We start from the raw sequence: 19,392 nt of genomic DNA, 5'->3' as shown, positions 1-19,392 counted from the left end.
TCAAACGTTTGTTTAAATGAGACAAAATCGTTTAAACAAACGTTTGATTAACTGTCAAAAGTGGAAAAATGTTTGTATAGCAACTATGGTATGATAGTTGCAAAAAGGTGGGAATAATGATAAATCTAAACATAGAGGTTTTTTTCATCTCATGAAATAATAGATAGTTATTATTCGTTATATGTAAATTTTTATGGAAGAATGGATAGAAATAAAGTGAAACTTTAATCAGTAGGAGGTTCATCCACCATTGATTATTAGCCCTCACCAATAGGGCATTTACTGCCCGCAAATAGCGGGATAAATTTTGGAGTCAAATAAAAAACCATTGAAATGAATATTTACTTTTGATGGACTACACGAATCGGGTTCTTACTGCCTGTTTGAGCGGGATAAAAGAAGGATAGCAAGATGAGAGGAGGTAGGCATGGGAATACTGAATAGAAGTTCAGTATGTTCTTTTTCGATACATAAAGAAATTTCCTGTGCTAATAAATGATGAAGCGAGCAAGAATTATTTATAATCCTACTTCTGGGCGTGAGCTATTTAAGAAGAGCTTACCAGAAGTATTACAAAAATTAGAACAAGCTGGCTATGAGACATCTTGTCATGCGACAACGGGTCCTGGAGACGCTACTGTGGCGGCGAGACAAGCTGCGGATCGTAAGTTTGATGTTGTTATTGCGGCTGGTGGCGACGGTACATTAAATGAAGTAGTAAACGGTTTAGTTGGGCATGAATTCCGTCCGAAATTTGGAATTATTCCAGTTGGAACGACAAATGACTTTGCACGTGCAATTGGTGTACCTCGTTCTATTGAAGAGGCAGCAGATATTATTTGCGAAGGAAAAACAGTGCCATTAGACCTTGGTAGAGCGAACGATACATATTTTATTAACATCGCTGGTGGCGGTCGTATTACAGAATTAACATACGAAGTACCGAGTAAGTTAAAGACAGTATTAGGACAACTTGCTTATTACCTAAAAGGTATCGAGATGTTACCATCATTGCATCCGACATATGTTGAAATTGAGTATGATGGAAAGTTACTACAAGAAGAAATTACGATGTTTTTAATTACGAATACTCGTTCAGTAGGTGGATTTGAAAAGGTAGCACCGTATGCATCTATTAACGATGGGTTATTTGACCTATTAGTACTGAAAAAAGGTTCTATCGCTGATTTAATTAAAGCAGCAACACAAGCACAACGTGGTGAACATATTAATAATCCAAAAGTGTTATATACACAAGCGAACCGAATTAAAGTACATTCACCAGATAAACTAATGATTAATTTAGATGGTGAGTATGGTGGAGATGCACCGATGGAATTCGAAAATATATATCATTGTTTAGAACTATTTGTTCCTGAACATCAAGAGGATGCCCTGTAAAGGCATCCTTTTTACTTTGTTAAAATGAATTGTAAATTGGGAGTTAGTTTGATTTTTATGGTATTTTTACAATTCTTTTATTTTACATCCATACTTTATTGATACACTGGAAGAGATAAGAAATGAGAGGTAGGGTGCTATGGAGAAGGTAAAGGCGATATTATTTGATAAAGATGGGACATTAATGGATTTTCATTCAATATGGATAAAAGTAGCTGAAGAACTTGTAGCTGAATGTATAAGTTTATATCATTTACCAAGTACAATAGGGCAGACCTTATTAGAAGAGATCGGTGTAGAGGGAGCATTTGTTAATCCGAGGAGTGCAATAGCTGCTGGAACAAGCCTTGATGTAGCGAAGGGGCTTTGTAATTATATTGAGTCTGCTAGAGAAGAAGAGATGCATCATTGGGTAAGTGAGAAGTTATTTTCCCTTATGTATGAGCATCGTTCGCATATGAAAATGACAGCAGATTTACCGAAAGTGTTACAGGCATTAAAAGATAAAGGATTTATATTAGGGGTTGTCACGGCGGATGATTTTGCACCAACAGAATTATTTTTAAAACAATATAAGTTGGAGAACTTTTTTGATTATATTATAGCCTCGGATACATTCCCTGCGCAAAAACCAGATAAAAAGATTATAGAAGTGTTTTGTGAGAAATTTAATTTAGCATCATGTGAGGTTGCGGTTGTTGGAGATACGCCAACTGATTTACATTTAGCCAAAAATGGCGATTGCTATGCAATTGGGGTGCTATCTGGTACGGGAGACCGTCCAACATTAGAACCACTTGCTGATTTAGTGTTAGATTCTGTTGAAGAGTTTATTTCTCAATCGGGTGAGTTTTTCTGGGAGAAAGAAAAGTCTAATGTGTAAGGAAAATAAGTCTATAAAGACTCTTAATGAGTCTTTATAGACTTATTTTTTATGCCTGGATACAAAGAATATAGGATAAATGCTAGAAAAGAAAGTTGGCATACATTTTGCAATAAAAAGAGAAAACAATGTAAAGAAAAGGATGGGGTACGCAATGAACACAAAAAAATTTGCTAAAGTAAATGAACAAATTCCAGGACCGAAAGCGGCATCTTTATTAGAACGCCGTCAAAATATAGTACCAAAAGGAGTAAGTAACGGCATCCCAACGTTTGTACAATCTGCAAATGGTGCTCTTGTAACAGATGTTGATGGTAATCAGTACATTGATTTTGCAGGAGCAATTGGGACAATTAACGTAGGGCATTGTCATCCAACGGTTAAAGAAGCGCTCCATAAACAAGTCGATCAATACATTCATACTGGATTTAATGTCATGATGTATGAGCCATATATTGAATTAGCGGAAAAGCTTGCGGCATTGGCACCGGGAAGTTTCGATAAGCAAGTCCTCTTTTTAAATAGTGGTGCAGAAGCAGTTGAGAACGCGGTGAAGATCGCTCGTAAATATACGAAGAGACCTGGTATTATCGCATTTTCTAAAGGTTTCCACGGGCGTACATTAATGACAATGACGATGACAAGTAAAGTGAAGCCATATAAATTTGGGTTTGGTCCATTTGCTCCAGAAGTATATAAAGCGCCATTTCCATACGAATACCGTCGCCCAGAGGGATTAACGGAAGAGCAGTATGATGATTTTATTATTGAAGAGTTTAAGAACTTCTTCATATCGGAAGTAGCACCAGAAACAATCGCAGCTGTTGTAATGGAACCTGTTCAAGGGGAAGGTGGGTTTATCGTCCCAAGTAAGAAATTTGTTCAAGAAGTACGCCGCATTTGTTCAGAGAACGGCATCTTATTTGTAGCGGATGAAATACAAACAGGCTTTAGTCGTACAGGAAAATATTTTGCAATTGATCACTATGATGTCGTTCCAGATTTAATTACAGTGTCTAAATCATTAGGTGCTGGTGTACCGATAAGTGGTGTCATTGGACGTAAAGAAATTATGAATGAGTCTGCACCAGGTGAACTTGGTGGAACGTATGCAGGAAGTCCATTAGGATGTGCGGCTGCATTAGCTGTTCTCGATGTAATAGAAAATGAGAAATTAAATGATAGAGCGATAGAATTAGGAAAAGTCGTAATGAACCGATTCAAGGAGATGAAAAATAAATATCATTGCATCGGCGATGTGCGTGGGTTAGGTGCAATGTGTGCATTTGAGGTCGTTCAAGATCGTAAGACGAAAGCACCTGACAAAACGTTAACGGCTAATCTATGTGCAGAAGCAAATAAGCGTGGGTTACTGTTATTATCAGCAGGAACATATGGAAATGTTATCCGTGTGTTAATGCCTTTAGTTATTACAGATGAGCAACTTGAAGAAGGTTTAACAATAATTGAAGAATCATTGCAAGCTTGTTATGAGCAAACAAACATCGCTCGCGTTTAAAAACTGAAGTATAAATAGCAAACATTCTAGCTGACTCTATATTAAATGCAGAAAATTCACTTTATAATAAAGGTAGTGAAGTGGATCGATGGATTTGAAGTTAGGGGTGGCTAGGATGGTTGCAGAAAAGGAACGAGTGTTAATGGATTTAAAAGATGTATTTGAATATGCGTTTGACGAAATTTTTGTTACAGATGAGCAGGGGATCGTTGTGCGTGTAAATAGTACATGTGAAAGGCACTACCAACTAGCTGCCGAAGAGTTAGTTGGTAAGCATGTAAAAGAACTACAAAAGGATGGAATCTTTTATCCATCAGCGACATTAGAAGTGATTGAAAAAAAGAGGCCAATTGAACTCGTTCAAACTACAAAATCAGGAGAGTATTTACACGTTCGTACAAGGCCTGTTTTTGATGATGAGGGAAATTTAAGAAGAGTGATTAGTTATTCTCGGGACCTTACTGAACTCTATCAATTACGTCAAAAGGTAGAGGAAATGGATAATCAGCTAAAAACATATAAAAAAGAATTAAGAGAAACATATGAGCATGAAGGACTTATTTTTAAAAGTCTAGCTATGCAAAAAATAGTCGATACAATCAAAAAAGTATCTGTAGTGGATAGTACTGTTCTCGTTTTAGGCGAGACTGGAGTTGGGAAAAGTCGATTAGTACGCCATTTACATGAAGTGAGTCACCGTAAGAATGAAAGTTTCTATGAAATTAATTGTGCGGCATTGCCAACTAATTTAATTGAATCGGAGCTTTTTGGATATTCAGGTGGATCTTTTACAGGTGCGAATCGTGAAGGGAAAAAGGGACTATTAGAATCCGCGCATAAAGGAACTCTTTTTTTAGATGAAATCGGTGAAATGCCGCTGGAAATTCAAGCGAAGCTTTTGCAAGTATTGCAAGAAAAAACATTTCGTCCTATAGGCGGAAGAGAATTAAAAAAAGTGGATGTTCGAATTGTGGCGGCAACAAATAGAGATTTAAGTATGATGGTGAAACAAGGAACATTTCGGAAAGATTTATACTATCGTCTGAATGTTATTCCAATTGCAATTCCCCCGCTTAGGGAAAGAACAGAAGATATTTTGCCGCTTATTTATCATTACTTGCAGCACTTTAATAAAAAGTACGGACGTGATGTGAAACTAGCGCCGAGTACGTTACAAATGTTTGTTGGATATCCGTGGGAAGGAAACAATAGAGAAATAGAGAATGTAATTGAGAGAATTGTTATTACTGTCGATGATGTTGTAACGGTAGAGGATTTGCCACTCTCTATGCAAGAGGCTGCAGTTGAACAATCGGGGCAAAGCCTTTATAAAATGCTGGAAGAGGTAGAGAGAAATATTATTCTTAAAGCGTATAAAACGTATGGATCAAGTTATAAAGTGGCTGAGTTTTTGCAAATTAGTCAATCTGCTGCTACTAGGAAAATTAAGAAGTTCATAGAGGAGGAAGAAAACATTGGATAAAAAGGCGACTTTCGTAAGTATAGATAAAAAGGCGATGTATATAAATGGTGAGTGGATTACACTACAAGAACAAATTGAAGTAAATAATCCTGCGACGAAGGAAATATTTGCAACTGTACCAAAAGGCGGAGTAACAGAGGCAAAGCAAGCTGTTGATGCTGCACATGAAGCTTTTAAAACGTGGTCTAAGTTAACGGCAGCAGATCGTGCAACGAAGTTAAAAAAGTGGTTCATGCTTATTGATAAAAACAAAGAAGAGATCGCAGCGATTATGACAAAGGAACAAGGAAAGCCGTTTGCAGAAGCGCTTGGTGAAGTAAATTATGCAAATAGTTTTGTTGAATGGTATGCAGAAGAAGGGAAACGTGTGTATGGTGAAATGATTCCTGCTTCTCATCCGAATAAGCGCATTTTAGTTATGAAGCAACCAGTTGGCGTTATGGCAGCTATTACACCTTGGAACTTCCCGGCAGCGATGATTACGAGAAAGGTAGCCCCAGCGCTTGCAGCAGGCTGTACAGCCGTTGTGAAACCGGCGAGTCAAACGCCATTAACTGCATTGAAATTAGCTGAATTAGCTCATGAAGCAGATATTCCAAAGGGCGTAATCAATATCGTAACAGGTAGTGCAAAAGCAATTGCTGATACATGGATGGAAGATAGTCGCGTTCGAAAAGTGTCCTTTACAGGGTCAACGGAAATTGGGAAAGAGTTAATGGCTAGTGCGGCGCAAACGATGAAAAAAGTTTCACTTGAGTTAGGTGGTCACGCTCCGTTTATCGTAATGAATGATGCAGATTTAGATAAAGCAGTAGAAGCGGTGATTGGTTCGAAATTCCGTAACGCAGGACAAACGTGTATATGTACAAACCGAGTATTCGTTCAAGAAGAAGTATACGAAGTATTTGTAGAGAAGTTCCAAAAGGCAGTAGGGCAGTTGAAAGTAGGAGACGGTTTCAGTGACGGAACGACTGTCGGACCACTTATTGATGAGAATGCAGTTTCAAAAGTACAAGAACATATTGAAGATGCTATTCAAAAAGGTGGAACAGTTTTATATGGTGGTCAAAAGGTCGCAGAGTTAGAGGGACATTTCATTCAACCGACTGTAATTGGATTGGCAAATGATACGATGCTTTGTATGAATGAAGAAACATTTGGGCCAGTGGCACCAGTTGCGAAATTTAAAACAGTTGATGAAGTAATCGAACGTGCAAATAATACACCATACGGTTTAGCTGCGTATATTTTCACGAAAGACATTAGCCAAGCATTCCAAATTAGTGAAGCGTTAGAGTACGGTATTATCGGTCTAAACGACGGTCTTCCATCAGTTGCACAAGCACCATTCGGTGGCTTTAAAGAAAGTGGTATCGGTCGTGAAGGAGGCCATTTCGGCATCGAGGAATATTTAGAAATTAAATATATTTCATTGGGACTATAAGTAGTATACTAGAATCTCTATAAGGTAACAGAGAAGGAGATTTTAGTATGGTATATTGGCTATTATTACTTGTTACAATTATTTTTGAAGTAGCTGGAACAATTGCGATGAAACTATCAAATGGTTTAACAAAGCTCGTTCCGAGTGTACTAATTTTCGTATTCTATGGTATTTGTTTTAGCGTATTTGCTATCGTCGTTAAAAAGATTCATTTAAGCATTGCTTATGCTATTTGGTCTGGCGTTGGAACATTACTTATTACAATCATTAGTGTTTACTTTTTTAAAGAGCATATTAGTTTATTCCAAGCATTTTGTATTCTTTTTATTGTTTTGGGTGTCATTGGGCTTAAGGTTTCATCGGCATCATGAAAGCTATCTTTTGTAGAAGATAGCTTTTTTCTATTTGTGCAGTTAGCAATTAATACGACAAAATATGACAAGAAAGCGTAAAGCATTTTGTTATGATACATATGAAATATTGTCTTATGTGGGGGAAAGAGTATGTTAAAAAAGGTGAGTCAAATTTTTTTGATTTTTGGCATAGCTTTTAGTTTAAGTGCTTGCACTGAGACTAAAGATAGTAATGAAAGTAAACAAGAAGATGTTCAAGATAAAGTGTATAAAATAGGGGAGACAGTAGAAGTAGATGGTTTGCAAGTAACTATCGATTCAGTTAAATTAGGATATCCGGATTATGATGAGGATAAAAAGAAAGAGGAGATTTTGGGGATTATTTTCAAAGTGGAAAATAATAGTAAAAAGGAAATACCTTTTGCATTTTATGAATTTGAGATTACCGATAAGAAAGGTACAAGATTTAAAGAATATAATAACCCTGATAGCTTTATTAGTAAAAAGTTAGCACCAGAAGAAAAAATTCAAGATATCATGCTATTTGACGTAGCGAAAGAAAATACGTATATCGCTACGTATAGACCAGAGTTTACGCGTGAAAATAGAATAATAAAATTTGAATTGAAACCAAATAAATAAAGAAACACATTGGATTATCTAATGTGTTTCTTTATGGTAATAAATTTAAAACGCCCAGTTACCTTTACGGAAGATAGGCTCATGTCTGCCATCAGCAGTAATACCGTCAATATCAAGCTCAGCTGATCCAATCATGAAGTCGTTGTGTGTGATACTAGCGTTTGCGCCGTTTTCAGCAAGTTCTTCTTTAGACATTGTTTTTCCGCCAACTAAGTTAAATGCGTAAGCATTTCCAATCGCAAGGTGGCAAGATGCATTTTCGTCAAATAGTGTATTGTAGAATAAAACATTTGTGTTTGAAATTGGTGAGTCATGAGGTACTAAAGCTACTTCCCCTAAGAAGTGAGAACCTTCATCTGTTTCTACTAAATGTTTTAAAGCTTCTTCACCAGCTTCAGCTTTATAGTCTACGATACGTCCGTTTTCAAATGTTAACGTGAAATTATCGATAATATTACCTGCAAATACTAACGGTTTTGTACTAGAAACTTGGCCGTTTACACCTGTTTTAAGTGGCATTGTAAATACTTCTTCAGTTGGAATATTAGCCATAAATGGTACGTTCTTTTCATTTAAGCTACCAGCACCAGCCCATACATGTTTTTCTGGAAGTTCGATTGTTAAATCTGTTCCAGGACCTGTATAGTGAAGAGCTTTATAATGCTTTTCGTTTAAGTAATCCACTTTTGTATGTAATGTTTCATCATGTTCTTTCCATGCTTCTACAGGATTTTCTAAATCAGCACGAGTAGCTTTGAAAATAGCATCCCATAACTTTGCTTCTTGTTCTTCTGGCGCTACGTCAGGGAATACTTTCGCAGCCCATTCTTTCGTAGGAACAGAAATGACACACCAACTTACTTTATCTGCTTGTACGTAATCACGGTATACTTTCATTGCTTCTCCAGCTACTTTATGAGCTGTTGCGATACGCGATGGTTCTACACCTTTTAATAAATCAGGGTTTTCTGCATAGATAGACATAAATGCAGCGCCTTCTTTTGCTAATTCTTCACGAGCATGTGCTTTCCAAGATGGAAATTCAGCGAAAGCTTCTTCAGGAGCTAGATCGAATTTTAAGCGTGTTAACGTCTCATCATTCCAATCTACATATACGTGTTTTGCACCAGATTTATATGCTTTTTCTGTAACGAGGCGTACAAATTGTACAGCTTCAAGAGGTGCACTAATTGATAAAGTTTGTCCAGGTTGAATATTAACACCAACATTAACTGCAAGAGCAGCATATTTCTCTAACGTTTGTTCAAATGACATATGTATAATCTCCTTTAATTTGAAAGATTTCTTACTATATATAATACAAGAAAATTCTAAAAATATATATAAATATAAAGTAAAAAGAGAGCTCAAAATGTATTGAGCCCTTATATTTACTTAATTGAAGAAGCAAACTGCTCTACAGTCGTTGTATGGTGTATACGAACGCGCTTCATCTTTAACAATTCATCAGGTTCACCCTTCGTAATGAATTGCCCAGGCTTTGTCGTCGTCGCAAATTGATAATACTTCTTCGTTTCTGCAACAACCTTATCATCTACATGACCGAATGGATAAGCAATCGCGATAACAGGCTTACCTGTTATTTTTTCTAGCTTTTCTTTTGAACCTTTTAACTCTTCCTCATAGTTTGTAATTTTCGGTAAATCTGCATGTGTTGCAGTATGAGATTGCACCGAGAAAATGCCGGAATCAACCATTTCTTTTATTTCAGAAGTAGACAATGCTCCTTCTACATCAACGTTATCAACAATCATATATTCTGTTGCTGCCGGTTTAAAAGTATCATCTTTTAGCTTTTGTAAAATGCGAAATGCATTCATATTATTTTTCATACCGTCATCAAATGTAACAAAAATCGGCTTATTTACTTTATTTATATCGCCCCAGCGTTCAAACGTTAAAAGCGTATAACCATTATCCTTTAAATATTTTATTTGTGCTTCAAAGTTAGCTGGTGATACGAATAAGTCTTTAATACCTTGACCATGATAATCATCGATTGCGTGATACATAAGAACAGGAACCTTTTGTTCGAAAGTAATAGTAGATTTCGTAAGCGGGATTGTTTTCCCATCTTCTTTCATTCCTGTTGCTTCAATTTGAAACTCACCGCGTTTTCCTTCAAATTCTTTTATATCAAAAGAAATTGCAAATTTTTTCTCCTTTTCTTTAGAAGAAAAAGATTTAGCACGTTCCTTTCCATCAGCTGTGCGCCAAATTTTATATTGTACTTCATTTAAAGAATCTTTTATGTCTGTAATATGAATACTTGTGTTTGTAGATTCATGTGTAATTGCATTATATGAGATTTTACCTTGTTCTTGCACAGTCTCTGCTTGTTTCTTAATCCCTTGAGCCGTTTTCTCTTTTTTAGGTTCTGGACTTACATTGTTAGTATTACAGCCTGCTAGAATGGCAGACGTACATAAAGCAATTGCTGCGTATTTTCTCATAAAAATCACCTTCTATTGTGTAGTATGTTGCATATTTACATTAAAATCCCCACCGCTATAAGAGTGGTGGGGATATACCCTTGTTCATCATATCATTTGAAGAAAATGAGGGGAATATGATTTTTAGGAGGTTATTAATGTAATAGATTAGTGACTTTGAATAGATGTGTTTTTTTGTTTCTTATTAGAATTAATAATAATATAACCGACTACAAAGATAAGAGGAATAATGAAGACATAGATAGGCATTCCCCATACATAATAGCTTTTCAGGGTTAAGACTAGTAAATGTAAGAAATCGAAAAGGGCGTGAATTTTCATAAGGTCCTCCAATGTTTTTTACAAATTATAACATTTAATGCTTGTTATTAGTATAATTTGGAAAGTGATTTAAGCTAATTTTAAAGTAAGAAGAAGACTTATTAATATGCAATTTTGCATAAGGATATGTATTTTATTAAAATATAAAGATTTTATACTATAATGAAAACCGCTATAAAACTAAGTAAGAATAATGTATGGAGTGGAGAATAGAAATGAAATATAAAAAAATAATATATATCTTTTTCATATCGCTATTTATAGTTGGTTGTCAAAGTGAAGTGAGTAAAGCAAATAGTGTGGAAGAGTATATTCCATCGCATCTTATGAATGCGGAAGTAACGGCGGATATTATGACACTTGAATTTCCTTATGAGATAAAAGAGAAATTAGAGAAAATCGGAAATAAAATGAGCGATAGTATTACAAATAATTTAGATTGGTATTTGAAGTATGCCGAAGAAGAAATTATACCGAAAAAAACGTTTCCTTATCATCAAAACTTAGGTATTACAAAAGAAGAATATGATTTTATGATAGATAAAATGGATAATGCAGAATATATAAATACCAAAGACGGAAAACTCTTTTTTAAAAAGAAAGATCATGAAATTCAAATTCTCTCTGATGAAAATTTGAATCTAATTAAAAATATTCGAATTGATACAGAGAAGAATACAATTAAAACTCCTTTGGGAGAATGCGAATATGAAGGTGAAATAAAGGCGTCGGATGAACAAAAAGCTACTGGTCCATGGAGTGGGAAGATGTGGACTTTAAAAAGCAATGGATTGCTTTATCATTTTTCATTAGGAAAGTTAAAAAACATAAACAAATCTATCATTTACATTTCAATAAAAGGTATATATAAAGATAGGATTATCAATACAGAAGAAGCAGTTGAATTTCACTCGGTTTCATAAAGAATCAAAAAAATCACCTTACTCGTTAAAGTAAGGTGATTTTTTATTAAATAAACAATCCAGCGATTGTCGCAGATAAAATAGAAGCAAGTGTTGATGCAAATAGCATTTTCCAACCAAATTTAGAAACAACGCTTCCTTGTTTTTCAGAAAGGGCACGGATTGTACCAACGATTGCACCAATTTGGCTAATACTTGCGAAGCTAATTAAGAATACTGTAACGATTCCAACTGTACGTGGAGCTAATGTTGTAGCTGTGTCTTTTAAATCAAGGATTGCTACAAACTCATTTAAAACAATCTTCGTACCCATAATACCACCAGCTGGGATAATATCTTGAGTTGGAATACCCATTAAGAATGCGAATGGAGAAAGTACGTAACCGAAGATTTGTTGTAAAGTAATGGCATGTCCCATTGCGCCTGAAGCTGCACTAATTACGTAGTTTACAACTTCCATCACACCGATAAAGGCGATCATTAATGCGGCAACGATACCAGCTACTTTTAAACCATCAAGCGCACCGTTAATCATTGCACCGATAAAGCTGTCCCCGAATAGCGTTCTATCAAATTTTTGAATCACTTCATCTTCTTTCTTCGTATCAACTGGTGTTAATAACGAACAAACGATTAAGCTTGAGAATAAATTTAGCGGAAGAGCTGCTAGTACGTATTTTGCATCTAACATCATTACGTATGATGCTGTAACAGAAGCAGAAACGGAGCTCATCGCAGAACAACAAATGATAAACATACGGTTTTTATTGAAATGCTGTAAATCGTTTTTAATAACGATTAACGCTTCACTTGAACCGAAGAATACAGAGTTTACTGCGTGGAATGACTCAACGCGTGGTAAACCAGTGATTTTTGAAATTGCACCGCCGACAACGCGAACGATGAATGGTAAAACACCTAAATAACTAAAGATTGAAAGTAGTGCTGAGAAAAATACGATAATTAATAATACGTTTAAGAAAAAGACAAAATCTCTTTGAATTCCATTAAAGAGAAAATCGACACCTGTCGTACCAAGTTTAATTAGTTTGTTGAAAACTTTACTAATGAAAATAATGATTTGTTGACCAATCTTTGTAGCAAACATAAACCAACCGATTAAAATTTGGAAACCAATCATAATTGCAATTGCACGGAAGTTGATTTTACTTTTGTTGTTTGACAAAGCAAAACATAAACCTAACACGGCAATAATACCGATAATGCTCATTACATATTGCATGTAGTTGCCCCTTTCAGAAGTTCGTATAAAGTTTGTACATAAAACGCTCGTTATATTACTAAAAATAAAGGAATGAGGTTTTATGTCATACGTAAGATGTCTGACCTTTTAGAAAAATAAAAATAAAAAAAGACCCATATGGATTCACTTTCATCTATGAGAGAAAGCTAATCAATATGAGTCCTTTTTTGCGCATAGGCTAATATTCATTAGTTTTCCCCATAGTCCAGCAATTTAAGGTTGCCGGGTAGAAACTCTCGATCCATATTATCAAGTATATATGAGGTAACATCGTCCGTATTAAATTAGTAGTAGCGTAACATTAACAGAGAAGTATCGTCAATAGCTTTTTTTCTTCCAATAGAAAAAGACCATATAAGTATGATAAAATGTAACGCAGTGTTATGAAAAAGAGAGGTCGGAAAATGAGTATTAAAATGACGCCACCAGTTGAGAAAAACGAGTTTATAGATGTAGTATTTGAAGATTTAACACATGATGGTGCCGGTGTTGCGAAAGTAAAGGGCTATCCTATTTTCGTTAAAAACGGATTACCAGGTGAAGAAGCGCAAATTAAAATTATTAAAGTGAAGAAAAACTTCGCATTTGGTCGTTTAATGAAGCTTCATACAGAAAGTCCATATCGTAAAGATGCTGAATGCCCAGTATATAATCAGTGCGGCGGTTGTCAGCTTCAGCACTTAACTTATGAAGGACAATTACAAGCGAAAGAAAAACAAGTACGTGACGTTATGCAACGTATCGGAGGACTAGGCGATGTTCCTGTTCATCCTGTACTTGGCATGAAGAACCCGTGGGTATATCGCAATAAAGCACAAGTACCAATCGGAGAACGTGAAGGCGGACTTGTAGCTGGTTTCTATCGCCAAGGAACGCATGACATCATTAATATGGAATCATGCTTAATTCAGGCAGAAGAAAACGATACATTAATTCAAGAAGTAAAACGTATTTGTGAAAAGCACGGTATCACTGCGTACAACGAAGAGCGTAACAAAGGAACACTTCGTCACGTAATGGCTCGTTACGGACAAGTAACAGGGGAAATTATGCTTGTCTTCATTACACGTACAGCAGAATTGCCGAACAAAAAGGCAATCATTGAAGAAATTGCAGCGAAATTCCCAGAAGTAAAATCAATTGTTCAAAACGTAAATACGAAGCGTACGAATGTAATTTTCGGAGACAAAACGACAGTACTGTACGGATCAGAATACATTTATGACTTTATCGGTGACATTAAATTTGCGATTTCAGCACGTTCATTCTATCAAGTAAATCCAGAACAAACGAAAGTGCTTTACGATAAAACGTTAGAATACGCAAAATTAAATGGTAACGAAACAGTAATCGATGCCTATTGCGGAATCGGATCAATCTCGTTATTCCTAGCGCAAAAAGCGAAAAAAGTGTACGGCGTTGAAATCGTCCCAGAAGCAATCGAAGACGCAAACCGAAACGCAGCACTAAACAACATGACAAACGCTGAATTTGGCGTAGGAGAAGCAGAAGTAGTTATTCCAAAATGGTACAAAGAAGGCGTAATTGCTGACACAATGGTCGTAGACCCACCGCGTAAAGGCTGTGACGAAGCATTACTAAACACAATCATTGACATGAAGCCAAACCGCGTCGTATACGTATCATGTAACCCAGCAACATTAGCACGTGATTTAAAAGTACTAGAAGAAGGCGGATATAAAACACAGGAAGTACAACCTGTTGATATGTTCCCGCATACGACTCATGTGGAGTGTGTGGCTTGGCTTAAGTTAGTATAATAGGAAAGCAGTTGATATAGAAAAAATCTATACCACCTGCTTTTTGGTTTACAAAAATACCATTCATAAGCGATTTTAGTTAAAATAAATATTGCTGATTTTCACAAATTATAAATTTAGATTTTGAAATTGTATTCATAGTGAGAGGATTTGAATTTGAAATGATAGATAATTTTTGGCGTGAATTACCACGACCATTTTTCGTACTTGCACCAATGGAAGATGTGACAGACGTTGTTTTCCGTCACGTAGTAAGTGAAGCTGGTCGTCCGGATGTATTCTTCACAGAGTTTACAAACTCGGATAGCTATTGCCATCCAGAAGGTATGAAAAGTGTACGTGGCCGTTTAATTTTTACAGAAGACGAACAACCGATGGTAGCACATATTTGGGGAGACAATCCCGAATACTTCCGTCAAATGAGTATCGGTATGGCAGAACTAGGATTTAAAGGCATCGATATTAATATGGGTTGCCCAGTACCGAATGTAGCATCAAGAGGGAAAGGTAGTGGCCTTATTCTACGTCCAGACGTTGCAGCAGAACTTATTCAAGCAGCAAAAGCGGGCGGACTACCTGTCAGCGTAAAAACAAGACTTGGCTTTAAAGAGTTAAGCGAGTGGGAAGATTGGTTAACGCACATTTTCAAACAAGATATTGCGAACCTTTCTATTCATTTACGCACAAGAGAAGAAATGAGCCAAGTAGATGCGCATTGGGAACTAATTCCGGAAATAAAAAAATTACGTGACCGCATTGCACCCAATACGTTAATAACAATCAATGGAGACATCCTTGATCGTAAAATGGGGCTGGAACTTGCTGAAAAATACGGCATTGATGGCGTAATGATCGGACGAGGCATCTTCAAAAATCCATTTGCTTTTGAAAAAGAGCCAAGAGAGCATAGCAGCAAAGAACATCTAGATCTTTTAAGACTACAACTTGATCTTCAAGATCAATATGCAGAAGTATTACCACGATCCATAACAGGATTACATCGCTTCTTCAAAATTTATGTGAAGGGCTTCCCAGGAGCTGCTGAACTAAGAAATCAATTGATGAGCACGAAGTCGACGGATGAAGTGCGTGCTTTGTTGGATAAGTTTGAGGATAGTGTTGGTGTGGCTCAGGATAGTGAGACGGTTTAACTTTTAAGCAGTTAAATCATTTCATATGTAGTGCATGACATGAGTGAGTTGAAAATAAGTGCAGAGCTGGAAAAGAACAGTGTATTTGAGAAATCAAAGCACTGTTTTTTTCTTTTAGTTAATGTTAAGAGAGAAATCTTTTTATAGGCATATAAAAAACATGTAAGAGCTCTGTAGATACAATGATAGAGAAAAGTTCGGGTAAGACTATAAAACATATCTTTAAAATGTTAAAGTATTAATTTAGCGGACAATAACTAAAAGGTTAGATTAAACATGATAATTTAAAGCAGGTTATAGCATAAACTTTAACCGCTGAATAAATAATCAACATTTCAGGAGGGAAACCCAATGGCAATGAGCAACAACGATATATTAAAAAGAGTAAGATACGCTTTAGATATAAAAGATATAGATATGGTAGAAATCTTTAAACTAGGTGGCGTAGAAGTAACGAAAGAAGACGTAGTTGATATGCTTACAAAAATAAAGAGAGCGCCTCAGCATGAAGCTGAAAATGATGAGGTAGCTGGAGATGAGTACGTAAAAACATGCGATATGATGATGTTAGAGGCGTTTTTAAATGGATTTATTACCTTAAAAAGAGGGAAGCAAGATCCGAAACCAGGGCAGCCTGCACCTGTACAGAGCAAGGAGAGTGCCAATAACCTTCTTCTAAAGAAAATGAAAATCGCACTATCTTTAACGAGTGAGGATGTACTTGATATATTAGATAGCGTGGGCGTTACGGTAACAAAAGGAGAGTTAGGCGCTCTATTAAGAAAAAAAGGCCATAAAAATTACAAAGAGTGCGGCGATAAATACGCAAGGAATTTCATTAAAGGATTAGCTGTAAAGTATAGAGGATAATGAGTTCGTTAAAGCAGTAAATGATATAATAGGTAGAGTAGGACGTTTGTATCCTACTCTTTTTTATTTGTAAAAATACTATGCTAGGTGATGAAATGGTACATACATATTTAGGTGAGACAATTAATTTTCATATAACTTATAAGAAGAAAAAGTCTGTGCGTCTTTTTGTAGATTCATACGGAAATGTGGAAGTGCAAGCTCCGAAAGGAACACCTGTTGAATACTTAGTCCAGTTGCTAGAGGAGAAGTGGGATTGGATTAAGACAACACGTAAGGAAATGCAGGAGCGAGCGCATGGACCACAGGAAAAGGATTACGATCAAGGAGAAGGCTTTTTGTATTTAGGGAATACGTATCCGATACAGATTTCCCAAGATGTAAGCATTGAGCAAGACAATGCGATTTTTGAAGGGGATAAGTTACATATTTATGTGAAAGAGCTTAAGGATGAGAAAATACAGCAAGCTTTAAAACGATTTTATTATAAGCAGTGTAAAACTTTAGTAGAGAAGAGTATTAAATCGCATCAAGGTAATTTCAAAACAAAACCACGTTCTATTCGTATTACAGATAGTAGTCGTACTTGGGGTACTTGCGATTCGAATTTACAGCTAACATTCAATTGGAAGTTAGCAATGGCACCACAGCGAGTAATTGATTATGTAGTTGTTCATGAAATGTGTCATATGGTTCATTTAAATCATGATCGATCTTTTTGGCGTCTTGTCGGGAAGATAATGCCTGACTATAAGGAAATGGAGAACTGGTTAGCTTTATCTAGTTGGAAGATGACGGTTTAATGTTGCGCTTTGTATAGGTTGCGATTATTGTCAATCTTTGTCGGTAAGTCGATATATTTCGAAAATCGCTGATATATTTGAAGTTGCGCCGATATATTTCGAAAATCGCTGATATATTTGGAGTTGCGCCGATATATTTGGAGTTGCAATCGATATGTTCAATGAAGAGAAAGTAAAAGGAGATGTCACAGCAGACATCTCCTCTTTTCGAGTATATAGATTATCGTCCAAACTTCACAACAAAATCTTCATCAACTTTCTCCATATCATACCCACGATATCCATCCGAAAGCAACGCCTGCTGTCCAACAGCATCATTCATTAGAATACTTTGAACATCCGTCCAATCTCTTTCTTTATCTCCGCGCAATTCCTTCACAAAAACATACCGCAGACTACCACCATACTTCTCTTTCAGTGCAGCAATCTCCATCCCTTGCGCAAACTTATCCTTCAAACTCGGAATGTTAAAAGGAGCAACGGTGCAGCATACATAATCATATTTGCTGTCTTCTTTTTGCAATTCGGCCATGATGACCTTTGCTAATATTTTTTGCATACCATTTCCTCGGCAGTTCGGATGAACGTTTGAGATTTCTTGATAGATGACGCGGTGTAGTTCACTTTCTGGCAAACCAATATCAAACCCTAAATGTTCATCGTCGATAGGAGGGACGAGTAGAGCGCGAAATGCGATGAGTTCGTTTTCGATAAAAGCACCGATCATCATGCCGTTTCCTTCTAGAATGTATTGAAATTCTTCTTGTGAGAGTGGTTGTAAACGACTTTTATCTTCTAGTGCTTCAACTACAATGTTTTGTAGTGATAAAATTTGTTCGATGTGCTCTAGTGATAGTAATGTAACGTGAAATGATTCGTTATTTTGTTTTAATGTTCCTTCGTATAGAACCGTCATATGATAGTCCTCCTTTAGCGTACAACGTCTTGAAAGACGGTTAGTTCTTGTAGTGTATCTTCATTTATTTCAATGCCGAGTCCGGGCTTTTCGTTTAAGCGAATGAATGGTACATCGTAATGTAAGTTTCCGATGTCTTTCGTGAATTTTAATGGTCCCGTTAGCTCTACGCTCGTAATGATTTTCTTTGAGAAAGCGACATGGAATCCTGCGGAAGAGGCAACAGATGATTCGACCATTGATCCCACTTGGCATTCAATGCCGGCCATTTCAGCTTGATGAGCGAGCTTTACAGCTGGATATATGCCACCGCATTTCATTAGTTTTATATTCACTTTATCAGCAGCTTCTAATTTAATAATTTGGCGCATTTCACGAGAACTTTTTAGTCCTTCATCAATCATAAGCGGGAGGTCTGTCTTAGAACGAATATGAGCCATGGCATCAATATCGTCCGCGATAACAGGTTGTTCAATCCAGTCAATGTTTAAATGTCCTAATGACCGCAGTGCTGTTAATGTGTTTGCGCTATTTTTCCAGCCTTGGTTTACATCAACGCGAATAGCGATGTCATTTCCTACACGTTCTCGTACAGCTTCAATACGTTTCACATCTTCTTTTACATTCGTACCAACTTTCATTTTGAAAGATTGGTAACCTTTTTGAATCATAGAAGCAGCTTCTTCAGCCATATCTTCAGGATCGGCAATACTTAAAACGTGAGTGACAGGGAATTCTTCATGATAGCGCCCGCCAATTAATTGATATACAGGTTGATTTAGTTTTTTGCCCATTATATCAAAACAAGCAATATCAATTGCAGCTTTCGCTGTTGGAACACCGTAAATTGTATTGTCCATCATGTCGTGTATTTTTTCGATATTCATTGGATTTTTCCCGATTAGAGCAGGGGTTAGCGTATGTTTTAAAGTATGGAAAGTACTTTCCCATGATTCACCTGTGACGTGATCATCAGCAACGCCTTCACCGTAACCGATAATACCTTCATCTGTTTCCATTTTGACGATAATAGAGGGCATATCAGAATAAGAGCCATAACTAATAACAAACGGATTGCGAAGCGGTAAACGAATTGCGTAAAGATGAATAGCTGTAATTTTCATTGAATAGAAACCCCTTCCTGTTTACAATAGTTTTGTACAT

Annotated in this window: 17 protein-coding genes and 1 riboswitch; of the genes, 12 read left to right on the top strand and 5 right to left on the bottom strand. The window is 36.4% G+C overall.

Translation table 11 applies throughout. The features are described 5' to 3' along the window. Positions 1–495 precede the first annotated feature (495 nt). The 7 genes from ACTFRY_RS26100 (at position 496) to ACTFRY_RS26070 (ending at position 7,725) form a co-directional block, all read left to right on the top strand. Positions 496–1,401, top strand: coding sequence for a diacylglycerol kinase (locus ACTFRY_RS26100; protein WP_000977679.1), 906 nt, complete (start codon positions 496–498; stop codon positions 1,399–1,401). 139 nt (positions 1,402–1,540) lie between these two features. Then, entirely contained in the window at positions 1,541–2,284 is a 744-nt protein-coding gene (locus ACTFRY_RS26095) for an HAD family hydrolase (RefSeq protein ID WP_000416659.1), read from the top strand. Positions 2,285–2,438: 154 nt separating this feature from the next. Then, positions 2,439–3,803: a 4-aminobutyrate--2-oxoglutarate transaminase gene (gene gabT / locus ACTFRY_RS26090; RefSeq protein ID WP_016117078.1), complete on the top strand. Its 1,365-nt coding sequence runs from the start codon at positions 2,439–2,441 to the stop codon at positions 3,801–3,803. 115 nt (positions 3,804–3,918) lie between these two features. Then, a complete protein-coding gene (locus ACTFRY_RS26085; protein ID WP_044795613.1) occupies positions 3,919–5,286 on the top strand; it encodes a sigma-54 interaction domain-containing protein in 1,368 nt (455 codons plus the stop codon). Further along, on the top strand, positions 5,279–6,730 hold the full coding sequence (gene gabD, locus ACTFRY_RS26080; RefSeq protein ID WP_000358129.1) for an NADP-dependent succinate-semialdehyde dehydrogenase: 1,452 nt from the start codon (positions 5,279–5,281) through the stop codon (positions 6,728–6,730). Before ACTFRY_RS26085 ends, gabD begins: the two co-directional genes overlap by 8 nt. Before the next feature lie 47 nt (positions 6,731–6,777). Next, positions 6,778–7,101, top strand: coding sequence for a DMT family transporter (locus tag ACTFRY_RS26075; protein ID WP_000263262.1), 324 nt, complete (start codon positions 6,778–6,780; stop codon positions 7,099–7,101). Between the two features lie 132 nt (positions 7,102–7,233). Further along, entirely contained in the window at positions 7,234–7,725 is a 492-nt protein-coding gene (locus ACTFRY_RS26070) for a DUF4352 domain-containing protein (protein ID WP_000915099.1), read from the top strand. 45 nt (positions 7,726–7,770) lie between these two features. Here the strand turns inward: ACTFRY_RS26070 and ACTFRY_RS26065 are convergent, their stop codons facing one another. Together ACTFRY_RS26065 and ACTFRY_RS26060 are read right to left on the bottom strand one after the other, a co-directional pair. Next, positions 7,771–9,000 (bottom strand): aminopeptidase, encoded by a 1,230-nt coding sequence (locus ACTFRY_RS26065; RefSeq protein WP_000007357.1) that lies wholly within the window; start codon positions 8,998–9,000, stop codon positions 7,771–7,773. 116 nt (positions 9,001–9,116) lie between these two features. Next, entirely contained in the window at positions 9,117–10,199 is a 1,083-nt protein-coding gene (locus tag ACTFRY_RS26060; RefSeq protein WP_098616526.1) for a polysaccharide deacetylase family protein, read from the bottom strand. 536 nt (positions 10,200–10,735) lie between these two features. Here ACTFRY_RS26060 and ACTFRY_RS26055 point away from each other — a divergent pair. Further along, a complete protein-coding gene (locus tag ACTFRY_RS26055) occupies positions 10,736–11,443 on the top strand; it encodes a hypothetical protein (RefSeq protein WP_000875595.1) in 708 nt (235 codons plus the stop codon). A gap of 46 nt (positions 11,444–11,489) precedes the next feature. Here the strand turns inward: ACTFRY_RS26055 and ACTFRY_RS26050 are convergent, their stop codons facing one another. After that, entirely contained in the window at positions 11,490–12,686 is a 1,197-nt protein-coding gene (locus tag ACTFRY_RS26050) for a NupC/NupG family nucleoside CNT transporter (RefSeq protein ID WP_044795616.1), read from the bottom strand. 202 nt (positions 12,687–12,888) lie between these two features. Beyond that, positions 12,889–12,990: riboswitch (purine riboswitch) on the bottom strand. A 121-nt stretch (positions 12,991–13,111) separates the two neighbouring features. On the opposite strand from ACTFRY_RS26050, the gene rlmD reads away from it, so the two are divergent. From rlmD to ACTFRY_RS26030, 4 genes are all read left to right on the top strand, one after another. Beyond that, positions 13,112–14,488 carry a 23S rRNA (uracil(1939)-C(5))-methyltransferase RlmD gene (gene rlmD / locus ACTFRY_RS26045; protein ID WP_098616525.1) on the top strand — a complete coding sequence of 459 codons (1,377 nt, stop codon included), beginning with the start codon at positions 13,112–13,114 and terminating at the stop codon, positions 14,486–14,488. Between the two features lie 161 nt (positions 14,489–14,649). Further along, positions 14,650–15,639 (top strand): tRNA dihydrouridine synthase, encoded by a 990-nt coding sequence (locus ACTFRY_RS26040; RefSeq protein WP_000566708.1) that lies wholly within the window; start codon positions 14,650–14,652, stop codon positions 15,637–15,639. A 351-nt stretch (positions 15,640–15,990) separates the two neighbouring features. Continuing rightward, a complete protein-coding gene (locus ACTFRY_RS26035) occupies positions 15,991–16,509 on the top strand; it encodes a DUF1456 family protein (RefSeq protein WP_098616524.1) in 519 nt (172 codons plus the stop codon). A 95-nt stretch (positions 16,510–16,604) separates the two neighbouring features. After that, positions 16,605–17,312, top strand: coding sequence for a M48 family metallopeptidase (locus ACTFRY_RS26030; RefSeq protein WP_098616523.1), 708 nt, complete (start codon positions 16,605–16,607; stop codon positions 17,310–17,312). 220 nt (positions 17,313–17,532) lie between these two features. Here the strand turns inward: ACTFRY_RS26030 and ACTFRY_RS26025 are convergent, their stop codons facing one another. Beyond that, positions 17,533–18,228: a hypothetical protein gene (locus tag ACTFRY_RS26025; protein WP_044795621.1), complete on the bottom strand. Its 696-nt coding sequence runs from the start codon at positions 18,226–18,228 to the stop codon at positions 17,533–17,535. Between the two features lie 14 nt (positions 18,229–18,242). Next, on the bottom strand, positions 18,243–19,352 hold the full coding sequence (locus ACTFRY_RS26020) for a mandelate racemase/muconate lactonizing enzyme family protein (protein WP_098022947.1): 1,110 nt from the start codon (positions 19,350–19,352) through the stop codon (positions 18,243–18,245). Between the last annotated feature and the right edge of the window lie 40 nt (positions 19,353–19,392).

It is taken from the genome of Bacillus cereus group sp. MYBK195-1 (assembly GCF_051916605.1).
In the GTDB taxonomy this organism is placed as follows: Bacteria; Bacillota; Bacilli; order Bacillales; family Bacillaceae_G; genus Bacillus_A; species Bacillus_A cereus.
The sequence above is the reverse complement of the archived record's forward strand: the minus strand, read 5'-3'. Positions and strand labels throughout refer to the sequence as shown.